This window comes from Xanthomonas sp. NCPPB 2933, assembly GCF_056725225.1.
Window position 1 is genome coordinate 3211558 of record NZ_CM161518.1, and the last position, 17790, is coordinate 3229347.

A 17790-nucleotide genomic window follows, 5' to 3' on the forward strand; every position below is an offset into this window, starting at 1 on the left:
TGCACAGCTCGCCGGACCGGAGACGCACTTCCTACGGCACGTTCTACAGGCTGGCCCGCAAGGTCAGGCCATACCGACGATCGTTGATCACGAAGTCGCGGTAGCGCGACTCGGAACCCAGATAGCTTTCGCGACGGGTATCGAGCAGATTCACGCCATCGAGCGAGATCGACCACACATCATTGATGTTGAAACGCAGCGAGGCATCCAGCTGGCCGAAGCCCTTGTTGTAGACCGGCAGATTGCCGGTGCCGTTGCCTGCGGTGGTCACCAGCCAGTCGCTGCGCCAGTTGTAGGCCACACGGCCCTGGAAGCGCGCCGTTTCGTAGCTGAGGATCGCGTTGTAGCTGTTCTTGGACAACCCTTCCAGCGGCACGGTGAGTGCCTGGCCGTTGGTGTCGGTGGCAGTGGGGCTCGGCGCCTCGCTGTCGACATAGGTGTAGTTGGTCTGCAGGCCGAAGCCGCTCAACCAGCCCGGCAGAAAATCGAAGAACTGCGTATAGCCCAGTTCCGCACCGCGGATCTTGCCGGCATCGCCGTTGACCGGACGGGTGATCTGCCACACGCGGCCATCGTAGACCTCGTTGAACACGCTGTCGGCGATGAAGCCTTCGATCTTCTTGTAGAACAGGGTGCCGTACATCATCGAGCCCTGGCCGAAGTACCACTCCAGCGCGGTGTCGAACTGGTCGGCCTTGACCGGCTCCAGATCGGGATTACCCGCTCTGCCGGTAAAGGTCGAGGCACCGTTGGAGCTGCCAGTGCTCAGGCTCAGGTTCGGATTGAGGCGATCGAAGGTCGGACGCGAGATACCGCGCGAGGCTGCAAACCGCCACTGCAGCGTGTCGCTGAGCATCCAGCGCAGATTCAAGCTCGGCAGCACGTCGGTGTAGGTCTGCTGTGCATCCACCGGAATCAGACCGCCACCCTCGCCATCGGTGCCGGTACGTACGCCGGTCGAGCCAACCTCGGTCCGCACCACGCGCACGCCGATATTGCCGTCGAACGGGATCGAGTCGCTGTCCACGCCGAAGCGCAACACGCCGTAGGCCGCGTAGGTCTTCTCGGTCTGCGCGTTGATGTTGTTCGGGGAAAACTCCAGCGGGCTGGCACCGAAGGTGGCGAGCGTCTGCTGGTAGTTGGCCACCGCCGCATCGGATGCGGTCAGGGTCGGGCCGAAGGCATGACCTTCACCGCGGAAGAAATCGGTGATCGGATTGGTCACGACGCCCACGCTCGGGAACTGCGAGAACGGTGCGCCTGCGCAGTTGTTGATGCACATGAAGCGGTAGATGTTGCCCTTGGTCTCGGCATCGCGGTCGGTGTAGCGCACACCGGCCTTGAAGCTGCGCACGAAGTCGCTGTCAAAGGCCAGGTCCATATCGGCGCGCCAGGCGAACTCGGTGCCCTTGTTGTCGTCCTTGTTATCCAGGTGATAGCGCCAACCGTCGTAATTGTTGACGTCGGCCAGATAGCCTTCCGCACCGCTGGAATCGGTCACCGACAAGCGCGGCAGATCGCCACGGAAATCGACGTTGAACTGCGGGCTGGTGGACTGACCGGTGGACAGGATGTAACGCGTACCGGTGGTGGTGGCATCGACATACTGGAAGTCGGTGCTCAGGGTCAGCTTCTCGTTGACCGTCCACTTGCCGCCCAGCGAGTAATCGGTGGTCACCGAATGACGCTCGGTCAGGCTGGTGTTGGATTCGGTCGGCACATTCTGGAACGAGCCGTTGACGAATTCGTTTCGGTCGTTGACCTGGATGCCGGGCAAGCCCTGCATGTTGTTCGTGCCGGTCAGCGCGAAGAACGAATAGTCGTGCCAGCTGAAGTCGTACTCCGAACGCAGCACCTGCGTATAGACCTCGACCGAATCGTTCGGGCGCCACTGCATCGCAAATGCGCCGGTCTTGCGCTCGCGCTCACCGACGGTGGTGTTGATGCCGGCGCCGTGCGGCACCGACACTTCCTGGCCTTCATAGCCCGGCAGATCGGTCTGCGTGTACCACGGCTCGATCGAGATGGTGTCCTGACGGAACGGGCTCTTCTGCTGCGAATAATTCACCAGCAGGCCGATCTCGCCGATACCGGTCTGCCAGCGATCGCTGAACAGGCCCGAGAACGCCGGCTTGCCGTCGTCGGCCAGGTCGTAATGGTTGTACTGGACGCTGCCGGCGATCTTGCGGCCGTCATAGTCGAACGGCAGGCGCGTGCGCAGGTCGACCGTGCCGCCCAGGCCACCTTCGATCATGTCGGCCGAGGGATTCTTGTAGACGTTGACGCCGCCGAGCAACTCGGCAGAGACGTCTTCGAAGCTCAGGCCACGGCCGTCGTTGGCGGTGAAGATGTCGCGGCCATTGAGCTCGGTCCGCACCTGGGTCAGGCCGCGGATGGCGATCGAGCTGCCTTCGCCGTAATTGCGGGTGATCTGGATGCCGGAGATGCGCTGCAGCGCCTCGGCAACGTTGTTGTCGGGAAGCTTGCCGATGTCTTCGGCAACGATCGAATCGACGATCTGCTCGGCGTTCTGCTTGACCAGCTGCGCCTTGGTGACGCTGCTACGGGTGCCGGTGACCTGCACGGTGTCGAGCTGCTGGGTGGTCGGGTCCTGCGCTGGAGCAGCAGTGGTGGTCGCGTCCTGCGCATAGGCCTGCGCGCTCAACAGCGTGGCCACACTGATGGCCATCACGGAGCGGCGGAAATCACGGATCGAACGCTGACCCACAGTCCGGCCTGCCGGAATGTGGCGATGTTGCACTGACATGGTGCTCCCTCCCAGGACGCATGTACTGCTAATTTTTAGCGGGTGGGTGCGCGAACGCCCTGCCCGTCGTTGTTGCTGGCCCGCATCCGCACACGGCAAAGGCTGCGACTGGTTGGATGCGTGGTAATCCCGATAAGGCTTACCTAGCGGCTGCGGCCGGAGCATAGGGCGCGGCTGTCATGCCACACCAATGAAATATTCCTGGCGAGCTATTCCTGAAACCTATAACAACATGGAGAAACCCGACAGGTCTGGCGTTGCGGGCCAGGCTGCCGGATTCACCGAAACGGGCTCAACTCTGCGAACCAGCGCAGGCCGGAACCGTGATCGAGCACGCTTACCAGTTCATGCGCAGCACCAGTGAATAGCGCCGGTCGTTGACGAACGAAGAACGCGTGTACAAGCGCGGGTCCACTTCGCCCCCTTCGTACGAGGTCGGCCCCATCAACACCTTGGTGACCGTATTGGTCAGGTTGTTGGCCTGCACGCCCAATTGCAGATGGTCGTTGAAGCGATAGAAGAACGAGCCGTCGAGCTGGCCATAGTCGTCGGCCCAGGTCGGCAGACGCGTGGCCGCGTCGCTGGTGGTCAGCAGATAGCGCGAGCGCCAGTTGTAGGCCAGTCGCAGCGACAGCGGACCCTTCTCGTAGATGCCGGCCAGGTTGTAGCTGCGCCGCGACAAGCCTTCCAGCGGCAACTCGACGCCGGTGACGGTGGTGTTGGTGTACGGGTCGGTCGCGGTGTTCGCGCCGCCCTGGCTGTCGACGAAAGTGAAGTTGGCATTGACGCCAAACCCGCTCAGCCAGCCCGGCAACTGATCGAAGAACTGGGTATAGCCCAGCTCCGCGCCGCGGATGGTGCCCTCGTCCATGTTGTACGGGCGCGTCACCAGCCAGGGGCGGTTGTCGTAGATCTCGTTGCGGGCCTGGGTGGAGAAGTAATCCTTGACCTTCTTGTAGAACAGCGTGGCGTACAGCATGTCGCTGGTGTCGAAGTACCACTCCAGCGCGGTATCGAACTGGTTGGCCACCATCGGCTTGAGGTTCGGGTTGCCGGCGGTGCCGACGAAGTCGGTGGCCTGGCCGGCGTCGTTGGTCTCCACGTTGAGCAACACATACGGCTGCAGCTGAGTGTAATCCGGGCGCGCCATCGCCTTGGAGGCGGCAAAGCGCCACTGCAAGGTGTCGGTGAAGCGCAGGCGCAGGTTCAAGCTGGGCAATACATTGGTGTAGCTGCCTTCGGAATTGTTCTCGAAATACTGCCCGGTGTAGCGCGCCTGCAGTTCGGGCGAGACATTGAGCCCGGCCAGATTCTGAAACTGCCCGAAGCCTTCGGCCTGCGTTTTGGTCTGCACCACACGGATGCCGACGTTGCCATCCACCGGAATGCCCCAGGCCTCGTCGTTGCCGAAATACAGCGCCGCATACGCCGCCTGAGTGCGCTCGAACTGGCGGTTGGTGTCCTGCGGCTGATAGGTGTCCGGCGCCCAGCCATAGCCGCGCAACGCCACGATCTGCTGGATCATCTGCGAGGCCGAGCCATAGTTGTTGACCAGGCTGCTGTTGGGCACCACCAGCGTGGTCGGCACGTTCACCCCGCCACGGAAGAAGTTGGAGAAGGTGAACAGCGACGACTGGTCGGTCATGAACTCCGACATATTCGCCAGGCCATTGCTGGTGCCTGGAATCGCTGCCCAGTTGTCGGAGATCACGCCCCAGTTGTAGCCGGAATTCTTGTTGATCTGGTTGCGGTCGGTGGCGCGCATGCCGAAGCGTGCAAAGCGCAGCCAGCTGCTGTCATCGAAGGTGTATTCCAGATCCACGCGGGTGGACAGCTGCCGCCCGCGATTCTTGCCCAGGTGATCCATCGCCGCCGCCCAGAAGTAATTGGACGGATCCTGGGTAAAGGCCGGGTTGGCGATCTGCACGCTGGGATACTTGCCCGACACGTCATAAGACAGCCCAGGCAGATAGGTCGCGCTGAACACGGTGAAATCCAGCTGCTCGTTCTCCGACTGCACCAACTGCATATCACCCTTGATCTGCAGGTTGTCGTTGAAGAAATGGCTGAAGCCCACCGACATGTCGGTGGTGGTGGTGCGCTGTTCGGAATAGCGGTTGTCGGTATTGAAGCGCACGCCATCGCCAGTGAGCACCCCGCGCCACGAGCTGGACACCGGCGAGCCCCGCAGAAACCCGCCGCGATAGTCGTAGTCGAAGGTGGTGCCCGGCGCCGGGGTGATGCTGTTATTGCTGTCGTTGAAGAACGCCGCGCGCTCCTGCCAGTTCATCTCGTAGCGCGAACGCAGGAACTGCGCATAGATCTCGGTGGCATCGCTGGGCTTCCACTGGAAGGCGGCCGCAATGCCGTCGCGCTTGCGCTCGAAATCCAGCTGACGCCAGTTCACCCCGCCCGGCACGAACACCTCGCTGCGCCCGCTGCCGGCCAGCACCGCCTCATCGGTACGCCGCACGTACGGTTCGACCTGGATGCCGTCCGAGCGCGTTGCCAGCTCCGAATGCGCAACGTCGATCATGAAGCCCATCTCGCCGATGCCGGTGTCCCAGCGATCGCTGAACAGGAACGAGGCCGACGGCTTGTACTTCTTGCTCATGTCGCCGTAGTTGTAATCGACGTTGCCGCCGACAATCCGCCCGGGGTTGTCGAACGGCATGCGCGTGCGCAGGTTGACCGTGCCGCCCAGGCCGCCTTCGATGATCTCGGCCGAGGGATTCTTGTACACATCCACACCGGCCATCAACTCGGCCGGCACGTCCTCGAAGCTCAGTCCGCGGCCGCTGGCGGCACTGAAGATGTCGCGCCCATTGAGTTCGCCGCGCACCTGGGTCAGGCCGCGGATCATCACCCCGCTGCCTTCGGCCGAGAAGTGATCGGGGTCGCTGCGCGCGGCGAAGTGATCGATGGTCACGCCGCTGACGCGCTGCAGGGTTTCGGTGACACTGCGATCGGGCAAGGCGCCGATGTCTTCGGCACTGACCGAATCCACGATCTGGCTGGCGTCGCGCTTGATTACCTGCGACTTGATCAGGCTGGCGCGCACACCGCGCACTTCAACCGCATCCAGATCCACGGCGTTGCCGCCGGCATTGGTGAGCGGAGCGTTCTGGGACGTCCGCGCCTGTTGGGCATAAACCGGCGCTGCGAGCAGCAACGCAATGCTGACGGCCATGGCGGAATGAGGCAAACGCAAGGTACGGCGAGCGCGCACGCCCGTACCTGCCGGTGCATGGCTTGAAAAGGTGTACATCCGAATCCCTCCCAGGACGCAAGACGACTGAAGACTGGTTGTCGCGGCACCGCAAGCGGGCCGCACGATCGTGTGGGATCCGCACGCAAGCGTGCGGGTCCACCCTCCCACTGCATGGCGGCTTGGCCGCCGATCACCTGCCCGACTTCACGTGCGCTTCAGCGTGCGATCTGGCTCACAGATATAGGCGCGTGATCTAGCGTCAACCAATGAAAAAATCACGAACCACTATTCCCTGACGGAATAGAAATGGCAGAGCCCGCTTAGCCAAGGGATTCCGGGCCGCGCAAAGCCGGATACAAACGGCGCGCGGTGGTGCGTAGCGCCTGCAAAATGCGCTCGGCACCCGGCGGCAGGATGTAATCGCGCCGGCGGATGATGCCGAACGACTCCATCCGCACCCCCAGTTCGATCGGCAGCACGGTCAGCAGCTTGGCCTGGATCAGCGCCGCCACCGATTCCACCGGCAAGGCGGTCAACATGTCGGTACCGCGCAGCAGCGTCGAGGTGACCGGCAAGGACGAGGTCTCGATCGCATTGGTCGGCGTCTGCACGCCGTGCTCCATGAACATCGAATCCAGCCGCGCGCGCAGCACGCTGTCGGCCGGCGGCAGGATCCAGCCATAGCGCACCAGATCGGCATGCTGCAGACCGGCGCGGCTCGCCAGCGGGTGGCCGGCACGTGCGATCACCGAATGCGGCTCGTCGGCCAGCGGCTCGAACTCCAGCTCGCCCACGCCCTCCGGCCCCAGGATGCGGCCGATCACGATGTCCAGCTGGCCATCCAGCAACTTGGCCACCAAGGGGCGGCTGTAGTCCATTTCCACCCGCACCAGGATGTCCGGGAACTCGCGTTTGACCTCGGCAATCGCCTGCGGCACCAGATTGGTGCCGGGATTGACCACGGTGCCGATCGAGGCCTGGCCCATGCGGCCGGCGCGCAGTGCGGCAATCTCTTCCTGCGCCCGCCCGATCTCCGACATCGCCGCGCGCGCGCGCCGGATCAGCACATGGCCGTACCAGGTCGGCTCGACCCCGCGCGCATGCCGCTCGAACAACTTCACTCCCAGCATGTCCTCCATTTCCGCCAGTAGCTTGGAGGCCGCCGGCTGGGTCATGCTGGCAGCCTCGGCCGCACGCAAGACCGAGCGCTGTTCGTGCAAATGCAGCAGCAGCAACAGCTGGCGTGTCTTCAGCCGGGCTGCGTTGAACCAGGGAGTACCGGAATTTGCCATGGAGGTCGCCGCGAAGGTGTATTCGTAGGAGGAATAGAATATGCCGAAAATTTCATTTGCAGCACATATCTCCCCGCGCGAGGCTATCGAACGCCGCAGCAGGAGCCCCGACCTCCCGGGCGCGGCCAGAACAGACGTGACCCATCTTCCACAAGGTGGCAACACGCATGCCATGACTGCGGAGGTGGACGACGATGACGGCATCTTGCCAGCCCATTGCAGGCTGTTGGAGTGCGCACGCAATTGCTGCAATCGGCCCGTCATTGCGTCGCGGCGCCCTGCCCGCCCCCATGTTCCTGATCTTTCACCGTGCGCCTGCAGACCACGCTTGCAGCGCGCAGTTGCGCAAGCTCCCCCGACGTTGCCGGCCATCTGGTCGCCGACGGCCGCTTTCCGCTCTATCGCGAGTAACCCGATGACCTCAGACACCACTGCCAGCCTGTTCGCCCTGCCGCTGATCGCCATCCTGCGTGGCATCACGCCGGAAGAAACGCTCGACCATGTCGGCGCGCTGATCGATGCCGGTTTCGACGCGATCGAAATCCCGCTCAATTCGCCGCGCTGGGCCGAGAGCATCGCGCTGGCCCAGCAGACCTACGGCGAACGCGCCTGGATCGGCGCCGGCACCGTGCTGCGCAACGAGGACGTCGACACCCTGGCCGAGATCGGTGCGCGCTTCATCGTCACCCCGAATACGCGTCCGTCGCTGATCCGCCATGCGGTGTCGCGCGGGCTCACCGTGGTGGCCGGTTTCGCCACCGCCAGCGAGGCGTTCGACGCCATCGACGCTGGCGCCACCATCCTCAAGCTGTTCCCGGCCGCGACGTATGGCGCTGCACACGTACGTGCGCTGCGCTCGGTGCTGCCCAAGCACATTCCGGTCTACGTGGTCGGCGGCGTCAGCCCGCAGACCCTGGCCGGCTTCCTCGCCCAGGGCGCTGCCGGAGCCGGCATCGGTGGCGAACTGTACAAACCCGCGCAATCGCTCGAAACGACCCAGACGCATGCACGCGCCTTCGTGCAGGCCTACCAGGAACTGCAAGGATGAAAATCACCCGCCTCACCACCTACCACGCCGCCCCGCGCTGGCTGTTCCTCAAGGTCGAGACCGACGAGGGCATCACCGGCTGGGGCGAACCGGTCATCGAAGGCCGCGCGCGCTCGGTGGAAGCGGCCGTGCACGAACTGGCCGGCTACGTCGTCGGCAAGGATCCGGCGCGCATCAACGACCTGTGGCAGACCATGTACCGCGCCGGTTTCTACCGTGGCGGCGCAATCCTGATGAGCGCCATCGCCGGTATCGACCAGGCGCTGTGGGACATCAAGGGCAAGGCACTGGGCGTGCCGGTGTACGAGCTGCTGGGCGGGCTGGTGCGCGACCGCATGAAGACCTACCGCTGGGTTGGCGGCGACCGTCCCGGCGCCATCATCCAGCAGATCACCGACTACCGCGCGCTGGGCTTTGACACCTTCAAGTTCAACGGCACCGAGGAAATGAAGCTGATCGACAGCGCGCGCGCCGTCGACGCCGCCGTGGTCAAGGTCGCCGAGATCCGCGAAGCCTTCGGCAACACCATCGACTTCGGCATCGACTTCCATGGCCGCGTCGGCGCGCCGATGGCCAAGGCGCTGCTGCGCGAGCTGGAGCCGTTCAAGCCGCTGTTCGTGGAAGAACCGGTGTTGGCCGAACAGGCCGAGTATTACCCGCGCCTGGCCGCCAGCACCTCGATTCCGCTGGCTGCCGGCGAGCGCATGTTCTCGCGCTTCGAATTCAAGAACGTGCTGTGCGCCGGCGGGATCGGCATGGTGCAGCCGGATCTCTCGCATGCCGGCGGCATCACCGAATGCGTCAAGATCGCCGCGATGGCCGAAGCCTACGACGTCGGCTTCGCCCCGCACTGCCCGCTCGGCCCGATCGCGCTGGCCGCGTGTCTGCATGTGGACTTCGTTTCGCACAACGCGGTGCTGCAGGAACAGAGCATCGGCATCCATTACAACGAAGGCGCCGACCTGCTCGATTACGTCATCAATAAAGACGATTTTCAGTGTGTGGATGGCAGTATCGCCGCCCTGCCCAAGCCCGGGCTCGGTGTGGAGATCAACGAAGAGATGCTCAAGCGCGCAAACGAAAATCCGCCCGATTGGCGCAACCCGGTGTGGCGTCACAGCGATGGCAGCATCGCCGAATGGTGAGCACGACAGAACACACTGCGGTACTGGCAGTCGACAGCCGCTGCACGCATGGCGAAGGCGTGCTGTGGTGCGAGCAGCGCCAGGCGCTGTACTGGGTCGACATCAGCGAAAAACGCCTGTGGCGCCATCACCCGCAAAGCGCGCATACGCGCTACTGGACGCTGCCCGATCGGCCGGGCTGCATCGGTTTGATGGACGACGGCCGCGTGCTGATCGCGCTGGCCAAATCGATCTGCATCGCCGACCCGGACAACGCCGACGGAGAGGGCGATGCGCTGCCGCTGCAAAAGCTCGCCGATGTCGAAGCCGACAATCCGCTCACGCGCAGCAACGATGGCCGCGCCGATCGCAACGGCAACTTCGTGTTCGGCACCATGGACGAGCACGATGACAAGGCCGCGCGCGGCGCGATGTATCAGTTCTCGCTGCGCCACGGTCTGCGCGCCTTGCCGCTGCCGGGCGTGTCGATCCCCAACTCGATCTGCTTCAGCCCCGATGGCCGCACGCTGTATTACTGCGACTCGGTGCGCCCGCAGATCCTGTGCTGCGACTACGACGCCGACAGCGCGCAGACCGGCAACACGCGCGTGTTCGCCACACTGGATCGCGACGATGCCGAGCCGGACGGCTCCATCATCGACAGCGAGGGTCATCTCTGGAATGCGCAGTGGCGCGCCTGGCGCGTGGTGCGCTATCGCCCCGACGGCAGTGTCGAGCGCAGCGTGCAACTGCCGGTCAAGCACCCCACCTGCAGCGCCTTCGGTGGTGCCGCGCTGGATCGCCTGCATGTGATCAGCTCGCGCTTGGACCATAGCGCCGAAGAACTTGCCCGCACCCCCGAAGCCGGCGGCCTGTACCTCTGCGACCTGCCCATCCACGGCCTGCCCGAGAGCCGGGTGGCCAGCGCATGATCGCCATCGACTGGGGCACCAGCAGCCTGCGCGGGTATCTGCTCGATGCCGGCGGCAAGGTGCTGGAGCAGCGCCGCGGCAGCGACGGCATCCTGGCCTGCCAGGGCCGCTTTGCCGAAGTGCTGAGCGCGCTGATCGATGGCTGGGCCGGCCCGGTTCTGCTCTCGGGCATGATCGGCAGCCGCAACGGCTGGGTTGAACAGGCCTATCTACCCTGCCCTGCCGACACCGCCGCGCTTGCGCAGGCAATGCGCAGCTACGACGACTTGCTGCCCGGACGCACCCTGTGGTTCGTGCCCGGGGTGAGCACGGGCGAACAGCACAGCGTGCCTGATGTGAGCACTGGCGAACGGCGTAGCGTGTCGGATCTGAGCGCCAGCGCACGGCATAGCGTGCCCGATGTCATGCGTGGCGAAGAAACCCAGCTGGTCGGCCTGATCGCCGCACTCGGCGACGGCGAGCACATCGCCTGCCTGCCCGGCACGCACAGCAAATGGGCGCAGATCGCCAACGGCCAGCTGACCGGTTTCGCCACTGTCATGACTGGCGAGCTGTATGCGGTGCTACGCCAGCACAGCATCCTCGGCAAGCTGATGCAAGACGATTACACCGAACTCGACGGCGACGCGTTCCTGCAAGGGGTCGATCGCAGCGCCGACCCCGGCGGCCTCAGCCATCATCTGTTCGGTGCCCGCACGCTGGGTCTGTTCGACCGCCTTACCGCCACCGCACTGCCGTCCTACCTCTCGGGCCTGCTGATCGGTCACGAACTGCGCGAGCACCACGGCAATCAAGGCACCGTCCACTTGGTCGGCAGCCCCGCCCTTGCGCAGCGTTATGCACTGGCGCTGGCGCATTTGGGTATCAAAACCCAGCTGCATCCGGAAGATCTGGCTGCTACGGGGTTGTTCGCGCTGGCCAGGCAGCGCGGGTTGGCTTGATACGCAGCGTGAGTTGATCTGATCAAGCCGCCGGCCGTTGATTTACTTCGGCTGGCGCGTGGCGACGCGTTCGTCATGCCGAACCCTTGAGTAGGGAAATAAAGCCCCTCTCCTGCGGGAGAGGGGTTGGGGTGAGGGTACGGGGGGCGAAGCCGCTACGAATGGTGGGTAACCCGAGGCTTCGCCCGTACCCTCATCCGCCCCTGCGGGGCACCTTCTCCCGATGGGAGAAGGAATCAACCCCAACGCAGAAAACCAAAATCCCCAGCACCCCCACACCCAGCACCCGACTGCTTTAGAATTGGCAGGCTAAACGCCGGATTCCACCATGCCTTTTGTTGTCACCGAAAACTGCATCAAGTGCAAATACACCGACTGCGTCGAGGTCTGCCCGGTGGATTGCTTCCATGTCGGCCCGAACTTTCTGGTCATCGACCCGGACGAGTGCATCGACTGCACCCTGTGCGAGCCCGAATGCCCGGCCAACGCGATCTACCCGGAAGACGACGTGCCAGCAGGCCAGGAAGGCTTCGTCGCGCTTAACGCCGAGCTCGCCAAGGCGTGGCCCGTCCTGACCGTGCGCCAGGAGCCGTTGCCCGATGCCGCCGAATGGGACGGCAAGCCGAACAAGTTGCCGCTGCTGCAGCGCTGACACAGCGTTTCGCTATCCAGTCGGGAATGTGCGAAACCGCATCACCGCAGCAAAACACGGTACTGAAACGCAAAACGGGCGCCCAAAGCGCCCGTTTCGCTATCTGACACTGGCAACTACCAGACTCAGCCGCCCAACTTGCCCTTCAACGCAGCAATCAGCGCCACCGGTGCCGCCAACGTTGCCGGCATGCCACGCGGGTCCACGGCCGACACGTAGCTGCCCGCGTCGGTCTTGACCACACGCACCAGGAAGCTGGCGCCTTCGTAGGTCACGTCGTAGGAGCCGAGCATCTGCGCCTTGCTGGCGATGGTCAGGCCCGGGATATCGGCCAGTGCTGCGCCCACCTTGGCAAATACTTCGTCACGCTCGCCCGGCACGGTAAAGCCGCTGTTGGCGCTTGCCGACGGCGCCGAGGTGGTCTGCTGGGTGGTCGATGCCAGCGTCGGCACCTTCATCGCACCCGAGGTGTCGGGCAGGTTCAGGTCCGGCGGCACTTCCAGCGGACGGGCCTCCGGCGCCAGCGCGTAGTCGCCGCGCGCGCCCTTGTGGAACCAGCTGCAACCGCTCGTGGCGGCGACGGTGGCGGTCGCCAGCAACGCGAGCGAGAGCACGCGGACGGGGGAAACGGAATGACGCATCGATAGATCTCCTGGGTCAGGCCGCGAGCATTTCGCGGCTGGAAAGCGCTTCCAACGCAACAGCGTCGGCGGCAAGGCGGTCGGCAGCAGGCTGGTGCGCCGAAGAAAGTGGCAGTAACGGCAAACGCAGGCCGTGCCCGATCCCGGCCCGCTGCAGCAGCGCCTTGACCGGGATGGGATTGGATTCGATACCGCAGAAGCTGTGGTACTCGCTCAAGCGCGCGTCCCAGGCGAGTGCGGCGTCATGCTGACCGTCGCGGGCCAGATCGCACAGCCGCCGATATGCCGACGGCAACGCGTTGGACGCCACCGAAATCAGCCCATCGGCGCCCGACAGCATCGCATGCGCGGCACTGCCATCGTCGCCACTGAGCACCACAAAGGTATCGCTGCGCAACGCAAGCAGCGCGGCAATGCGCTCGGGTTCGCTACGCGCTTCCTTGATGCCGATGATATTCGGATGCCCGACCAGCTCGGCAACCGTCTCCGGCAACAGATCGCAACCGGTGCGGCCCGGCACGTTGTACAGCACCACCGGCAGCCCGCCGTTGTCGGCGACCGCCAGAAAGTGCGCGTGCAGGCCGGCCTGGGTCGGACGCACGTACGGCGGCGTCACCACCAGCGCGTACTGCGCGCCCAAGGCGGCGGCGCGACGTGTCTGCGCAATGGTCTTGGCGGTGCCCGACAGCCCGGTCCCGGCCAGCACCGGCACCCGGCCGGCGACCTGCGCAACGGCGGCACGCAACAGCGTGTCGTACTCCTCGTCGCTCAATGCCGCGGCCTCGCCGGTGGAGCCGGCAACCACGATTCCCTGCACGCCGCCATGCAACTGCTGCTCCAGCAGCCGCCGCCAGGCATCCAGGTCGAGTGCGCCATCCGGACCGAAAGGGGTCGCCAGCGCGGTGATGATGCCGGAAAGGGACAAGATTCAGCTGCTCTTACGTGACAGGAAAAGGCCCGCGCGCGCGCGGGTTGTGGCCGCCTGCATGTTACTTGCGGCGCGAAACCACGGGCAAGTATGCTGGTCATCGCCAGGGCGCCTGCCCGGGCGGCCATTCAGCCTGATGCAATGCCGGAACCCCCTTTGACCGACACCACACCCCGGCCCTCGCCGACCGAAAATCACCTCCTGATCAACGCCTACACGACGCATCCGGAGTCCCCCCTGTTGCCCGTCACCCGCCGCATCGCCGACAGCGGCTGCAATCTCGTGGACGCCCGCCTGGCCACGGTGGGGCGCGATGTCTCGGTCACCGCACTGGCCACCGGCTCCTGGGATTCGGTCGCCAAGCTCGAGGCGATGCTGACCCGGCTCGAACGCGAAGAAGGCCTCAAGCTGGTCTGGTACCGCACCGGCCCCAAGCAGACCCAGTCCAACCTGCTGCCCTACATCGTCGAAGTCATCGCTGCCGACAAGCCGGGCATCCTGTTCCAGCTGGCCGATTTCTTCGACCGCCAGGGCATCACCATCGAGAACCTGCAGAGCACGCGCTATCGCGCCATGCAGACCGGCGCGGAGATGTTTTCTGCGCAGGTGACGATCGGGGTGCCGGCCAACATGCACATCGCCGCATTGCGCGATGATTTTCTGGAATTCTGTGATCACCTCAATCTCGACGCGATCATGGACCCGATGAAGTTTTAAGGCAGACGTCCCGATGGCCATCGCCCTATCCGCGCTGAAACAGATGTTCGATCACATCCGCTCCGAGACCGACTGGAATCTCGACGGGCCGTTGCGCTGGGAATATTTCTTTGCCGACCCGGCGCAGCAACCGCTGCAAAAACTCGCCGAGCAACTGACCACGGACGGCTATCGCGTCATCGACATCTTCCTCGGTGAACGCGACGAAGACGATGGCGACGACGAAGAATCGTATTTCCTGCATGTGGACAAGCTGGAACAGCACACCATCGAGTCGCTGAATCAGCGCAATGCGGAGTTCGACGCGCTTGCCAAACGTTTCCATGTGGCTGCTTATGATGGGATGGACGTCGGCCCGGCATGACCGAGCCGCACGCCCCTCCACTTTGGGCTGAGCAACGATGACCGACGCTGTCTTTGAATTACCCGCTGCAACCTTCGACCTGCCGCTAGCGCTGTCCGGCGGCATCCACACCAGCTTGCGCGGCTACGCCGGCAAATGGGTGGTGCTGTACTTCTATCCGAAGGACAGCACGCCCGGCTGCACCACCGAAGGCCTGGATTTCAACGCGCTGCTGCCGCAGTTCACACAGGCAGGCGCAGTGATCCTGGGCGTCTCACGCGACTCGGTGAAGTCGCACGACAATTTTTGCGCCAAGCAGGGATTCACGTTCCCGCTGATCAGCGATGGCGACGAGGCCTTGTGCCGCGCCTTCGACGTGATCAAGGAAAAAAACATGTACGGCAAGCAGGTGCTCGGCATCGAGCGCAGCACCTTTCTGCTGTCGCCCGAGGGGCATGTGGTGCAGGCCTGGCGCAAGGTCAAGGTCGCCGGCCATGCCGACGCCGTGCTGGCTGCGTTGAAGGCGCACGCCAAACAGTGACACCCCTCGTTTCCCGTGTCCTCCATCACCCTGCGCCTGCAGGCGTGATGGCTCGCCCCTGCTCCATCACTTGGAAGACCCAATGACCCGAGGCAAGCGCATCTACGTGCTGGACACCAACGTGCTGATGCACGATCCCACCGCGCTGTTCAAATTCGAGGAACACGATGTGTTCCTGCCGATGCAGGTGATCGAGGAACTCGACAACGCCAAGAAGGGCACTTCCGAAGTCAGCCGCAATGCGCGCCAGGTCAGCCGCTTCCTGGACGAACTGCTGGAGAACACCAACGCCGAGCAGATCAAGACCGGCATCCTGCTCAGCCACCCGCAGGGTATTCAGCTCAAGGGCCAGGCCGCGATCGGCCGGCTGTATTTCCAGATCCACCCGATCGACCCGGGCCGCACCTTCGGCGAGATGATTCCGGACAACAAGATCCTGGCATCGGTGCTGGCGCTGTGCGAAGAAAACCCGGACGTGCCGGTCATTCTGGTGTCCAAGGACATCAACCTGCGCATCAAGGCCTACATCAGCGGCCTGAATGCGGAGGACTATCAGAACGACCGCGCGCTGGACGATTTCAGCCTGCTGTTCACCGGCGCTGTCGAGCTGCCGGAAGACTTCTGGCAGAAGCACAACGAAGACCTGCGCAGCTGGAACGAGCGTGGCCGCACCCATTACGAAATCGTGCTGGCCGACGACGAAGACTGGCATCACAACCAGTACCTGTATCTGCCGGGCGAGGACGAAGTGGAACTGCGCGTGGCCAGGATCGGCGGCGGCAAGGCCACGTTGTGCCTGGTGGACGATTTCCGCACCAGCCCACACGCGGTGTGGGGCATCGTGGCGCGCAACCGCGAGCAGAATTTCGCGCTCAACGCGTTGATGGATCCGGAGATCGATTTCGTCACCCTGCTCGGCACCGCCGGCACCGGCAAGACCCTGCTCGCGCTGGCTGCCGGCCTGGCGCAGACGATGGATCAGCAGCGTTACCGCGAAATCATCATGACCCGCGCCACCGTGAGCGTGGGCGAAGACATCGGCTTTTTGCCCGGCACCGAAGAAGAAAAGATGACCCCATGGATGGGCGCACTGACCGACAACCTGGAAGTGCTCACGCACAATCAGGAAGGCGGTGCCTGGGGGCGTGCGGCAACCAACGATCTGCTCGCCAGCCGCATCAAGATCCGCTCGATGAACTTCATGCGCGGGCGCACCTTCCTGTCGCGCTATCTGATTCTGGACGAGGCACAGAACCTCACTCCCAAGCAGATGAAGACGCTGATCACCCGCGCCGGCCCCGGCACCAAGATCGTGTGTCTGGGCAACGTCGAACAGATCGACACGCCCTACCTCACCGAGACCACCTCGGGCCTGACCTACGCGGTTGATCGCTTCAAGGCATGGCCGCACAGCGCGCACATCACGCTGCGGCGCGGCGAGCGCTCGCGCCTGGCCGACTTCGCCTCGGAGGTGCTGTGATGCAGGCGTTGCGCGGCGCTGCGGCGTTCGCACTGATTGCACTGGCCGGCTGCGCAACCACGCCGCCGCCCGCCAGCGTGCCTACCAACATCAAGAGCGGGCAGTCGTGGGTCATCACGCGCCAGGGCATTGCCGAGCAGGTGCTGGACACCTGCTCGCGCGACAGCCCGGCGCGTCATCCGGGCCAGATCACCGGCTATTGGACACCTGGCCAGCAACAGATCGAACAGCTCGAATCCAGGCAGGATGCATTGACGCCGACCATTCCCGAGCCGCGCGATTTCGACCGTCAATATGTGGGCGTGGTGATCCAGGGCCAGCAGCTGATCTACATCAATGCCTTCAAGCTGCCGAACGATCCGCCAGTGAAACCGGCCAAAGAGGCGATCCGGGTGTGCGACGGCGGCAGTGCCTTCTGGGGCGCGCTGTACGACCCGCAAACCGGCGCGTTTTCGCAGATCGCCGTCAACGGCACTCCCTGACCCGACATGGGAATCCTGCTGCCGCGCTGGGTCTGGATTGGCGCGGTGGCATTGTCGGGTGTGGCCGGCATGGTCAACGTGGTCGGCTACCTGGGCTCCGAACATCAGGTGGTCAGCCACCTCACCGGCACCACCAGCCTGCTCGGCGTTGCCCTGGTGCAAGACACCGCGCCGGAGATCGGCTTTCTCTGGGGCATTCTGATCGCCTTCTGCGCAGGCGCCATGCTCAGCGGCCTGATCATCCAGGACGATGTCCTGCGGCTTGGACAGCGCTACGGCGCGGCACTGCTGCTCGAATCGCTGCTGTTGCTGGCCGCGATTCCGCTGTTCAAGCTGCATCACATCGGCGGCGTACTGGTCGCCGCAGGCGCCTGCGGCCTGCAGAACGCCATGGCCACCACCCTCAGCGGCGCAGCGGTCCGTACCACGCATCTGAGCGGCATGTTCACCGACCTGGGCATCGGCCTGGGCCACCTGCTGCGCGGGCGTCCGCTGCAACTGCGCCGGCTCACGCTGAGCGGGCTGATCATCAGCGGTTTTCTCGGCGGCAGCATCCTCGGCACCTGGCTGTTCCAGCGCTGGCACTACGAGGCGCTCTACCTGCCAGCCGGCCTCACCGGATTGACCGGTGCCGGCTACGTTGCCTACCTGCAATGGCGTCGCTGGCGCGCGCGATGACCCGCACATCCAA

The 17790-nt window shown here is 64.3% G+C and carries 16 protein-coding genes; 11 read left to right on the top strand and 5 right to left on the bottom strand.

Annotated elements, in window-relative coordinates:
• Positions 1-43: 43 nt before the first annotated feature.
• From AC1PLU_RS13040 to AC1PLU_RS13050, 3 genes are all read right to left on the bottom strand, one after another.
• Positions 44-2767 (bottom strand): TonB-dependent receptor, encoded by a 2724-nt coding sequence (locus AC1PLU_RS13040; protein ID WP_481106441.1) that lies wholly within the window; start codon positions 2765-2767, stop codon positions 44-46.
• Positions 2768-3104: 337 nt separating this feature from the next.
• Positions 3105-6035: a TonB-dependent receptor gene (locus AC1PLU_RS13045; RefSeq protein WP_481106442.1), complete on the bottom strand. Its 2931-nt coding sequence runs from the start codon at positions 6033-6035 to the stop codon at positions 3105-3107.
• Between the two features lie 263 nt (positions 6036-6298).
• On the bottom strand, positions 6299-7270 hold the full coding sequence (locus tag AC1PLU_RS13050; RefSeq protein ID WP_043889174.1) for a LysR family transcriptional regulator: 972 nt from the start codon (positions 7268-7270) through the stop codon (positions 6299-6301).
• Positions 7271-7685: 415 nt separating this feature from the next.
• Here AC1PLU_RS13050 and AC1PLU_RS13055 point away from each other — a divergent pair, with 415 nt between their 5' ends.
• The 5 genes from AC1PLU_RS13055 (at position 7686) to fdxA (ending at position 11967) form a co-directional block, all read left to right on the top strand.
• Positions 7686-8318 carry a 2-dehydro-3-deoxy-6-phosphogalactonate aldolase gene (locus AC1PLU_RS13055; protein WP_115038736.1) on the top strand — a complete coding sequence of 211 codons (633 nt, stop codon included), beginning with the start codon at positions 7686-7688 and terminating at the stop codon, positions 8316-8318.
• Positions 8315-9463, top strand: a complete 1149-nt coding sequence (dgoD, locus tag AC1PLU_RS13060; protein ID WP_023903771.1) for a galactonate dehydratase — start codon at positions 8315-8317, stop codon at positions 9461-9463. Before AC1PLU_RS13055 ends, dgoD begins: the two co-directional genes overlap by 4 nt.
• Positions 9457-10374 carry an SMP-30/gluconolactonase/LRE family protein gene (locus tag AC1PLU_RS13065; RefSeq protein ID WP_481106443.1) on the top strand — a complete coding sequence of 306 codons (918 nt, stop codon included), beginning with the start codon at positions 9457-9459 and terminating at the stop codon, positions 10372-10374. Before dgoD ends, AC1PLU_RS13065 begins: the two co-directional genes overlap by 7 nt.
• Positions 10371-11315, top strand: a complete 945-nt coding sequence (locus AC1PLU_RS13070; RefSeq protein ID WP_481106444.1) for a 2-dehydro-3-deoxygalactonokinase — start codon at positions 10371-10373, stop codon at positions 11313-11315. The genes AC1PLU_RS13065 and AC1PLU_RS13070 overlap by 4 nt, the downstream gene beginning before the upstream one ends.
• A gap of 328 nt (positions 11316-11643) precedes the next feature.
• A complete protein-coding gene (gene fdxA / locus AC1PLU_RS13075) occupies positions 11644-11967 on the top strand; it encodes a ferredoxin FdxA (RefSeq protein WP_006453280.1) in 324 nt (107 codons plus the stop codon).
• A gap of 125 nt (positions 11968-12092) precedes the next feature.
• Here fdxA and AC1PLU_RS13080 read toward each other — a convergent pair whose 3' ends face one another.
• Positions 12093-12608 carry a hypothetical protein gene (locus AC1PLU_RS13080; protein WP_317061496.1) on the bottom strand — a complete coding sequence of 172 codons (516 nt, stop codon included), beginning with the start codon at positions 12606-12608 and terminating at the stop codon, positions 12093-12095.
• A gap of 16 nt (positions 12609-12624) precedes the next feature.
• Positions 12625-13533: a 4-hydroxy-tetrahydrodipicolinate synthase gene (gene dapA / locus AC1PLU_RS13085; RefSeq protein ID WP_481106445.1), complete on the bottom strand. Its 909-nt coding sequence runs from the start codon at positions 13531-13533 to the stop codon at positions 12625-12627.
• Between the two features lie 93 nt (positions 13534-13626).
• Here dapA and AC1PLU_RS13090 point away from each other — a divergent pair, with 93 nt between their 5' ends.
• The 6 genes from AC1PLU_RS13090 to AC1PLU_RS13115 all read left to right on the top strand — a co-directional run bounded on the left by AC1PLU_RS13090 (position 13627) and on the right by AC1PLU_RS13115 (position 17777).
• Positions 13627-14253, top strand: coding sequence for a glycine cleavage system transcriptional repressor (locus AC1PLU_RS13090; protein ID WP_023903766.1), 627 nt, complete (start codon positions 13627-13629; stop codon positions 14251-14253).
• Between the two features lie 13 nt (positions 14254-14266).
• Complete coding sequence (locus AC1PLU_RS13095) at positions 14267-14617, top strand: ribonuclease E inhibitor RraB (protein ID WP_023903765.1); 351 nt, start codon at positions 14267-14269, stop codon at positions 14615-14617.
• A 37-nt stretch (positions 14618-14654) separates the two neighbouring features.
• Positions 14655-15137 (top strand): peroxiredoxin, encoded by a 483-nt coding sequence (locus tag AC1PLU_RS13100; RefSeq protein ID WP_317061499.1) that lies wholly within the window; start codon positions 14655-14657, stop codon positions 15135-15137.
• An 82-nt stretch (positions 15138-15219) separates the two neighbouring features.
• Positions 15220-16617, top strand: coding sequence for a PhoH family protein (locus AC1PLU_RS13105; RefSeq protein ID WP_006453286.1), 1398 nt, complete (start codon positions 15220-15222; stop codon positions 16615-16617).
• A complete protein-coding gene (locus AC1PLU_RS13110) occupies positions 16617-17099 on the top strand; it encodes a hypothetical protein (RefSeq protein WP_481106446.1) in 483 nt (160 codons plus the stop codon). The genes AC1PLU_RS13105 and AC1PLU_RS13110 overlap by 1 nt, the downstream gene beginning before the upstream one ends.
• Before the next feature lie 6 nt (positions 17100-17105).
• A complete protein-coding gene (locus tag AC1PLU_RS13115) occupies positions 17106-17777 on the top strand; it encodes a YoaK family protein (RefSeq protein ID WP_481106447.1) in 672 nt (223 codons plus the stop codon).
• Positions 17778-17790: the final 13 nt, after the last annotated feature.